Source organism: Mesorhizobium sp. WSM4837 (assembly GCF_055811435.1).
In genome coordinates this window covers 1-980 of sequence record NZ_JBVVQE010000209.1, presented here as the reverse complement: position 1 = coordinate 980, position 980 = coordinate 1, and the positions used below count along the sequence as shown (strand labels likewise).

At 59.5% G+C, this 980-nt stretch carries 1 protein-coding gene and 1 pseudogene; one reads left to right on the top strand and one right to left on the bottom strand.

Going from position 1 to position 980, the window contains the following annotated elements; translation table 11 throughout:
• Window positions 1-140 (top strand): annotated as a pseudogene (locus tag AC0L3D_RS36745) (transposase); the annotation flags it as partial.
• Between the two features lie 256 nt (window positions 141-396).
• Here AC0L3D_RS36745 and AC0L3D_RS36740 read toward each other — a convergent pair.
• Window positions 397-957, bottom strand: a complete 561-nt coding sequence (locus tag AC0L3D_RS36740) for a hypothetical protein (RefSeq protein ID WP_473647539.1) — start codon at window positions 955-957, stop codon at window positions 397-399.
• Window positions 958-980: the final 23 nt, after the last annotated feature.

Below are 980 nucleotides of genomic sequence, written 5' to 3'. Positions count from 1 at the left end.
CAACGCCACAAGATCGAGAACACCTTCGCCCGCCTCAAGGACTGGCGACGAATCCATACCCGATACGACCGCTGCGCCACACCTTCCTGTCCGCTATCGCTTTCGCCGCCACATTCATCTTCTGGATCAATGAGTCCTGACCCTAGCTCAAGAGGAGCATGAATGAAAGAAACTCAGAAAGAGAGGAGCGGCGAAAAGAGCCTGTCCGGCGCGACCCTAACGCTCCGATCGACACGCCGGCAAGGAGCGCGGACGAGCCACCGACCCGGTTGTAAACACCCTGGATCCGCCGCCGATTGAACCCCGAAAGAGCCCAAACAATTGGCGAAGGCAAGCAACCACAAGCCGTAACAGTTCTCGCGGAACTGCTACGGCCTCGGACACTCAGTTCCTCGACTAAGGTCGATCTACATTGCGGATGCGACTACGCTCAATGTCTTCTGCTGGGTATGGCTCCGCATAGGGATCAAAGCCGGTCCACCCGCCAGCCTCGTATTCACTGCGGCGTTCGGCGAGATCGATCGACCTGGACTGTTCAAGGATCCGTTCAGCATCTGGAACAAGCTGATCCTCGACCTTGGCCGTTACAAGAGCGCCGCCACGACGGACGCCTTCTGCATAAACATGGGCATCCGCTTCAGGTACGCCAGCATCTGTCATTGCGCCGATAATTCCGCCCGTTGCTCCCCCTACAGCGGCACCGGCAACTGCCCCCGCTGCGGTAGCCGCCAGCCATCCGGCGGCAACTACTGGCCCGACGCCCGGAATGGCCATGATGCCTAACCCTGTGAGCAATCCTCCTGCGCCCCCGATGACTGCGCCAATTCCCGCGCCAGCCGTCGCATCTTCTGCAGCTTCCGAGCGATCACCGTCGTACCAACCCGTTGCATTGTTGGCGACGATTATAGCGCGGCGATCTGGGAGAGACCTGCGCGACAATCTGGATGAGACTCTCAGAGCGCGGTCATGGGCAAATTATC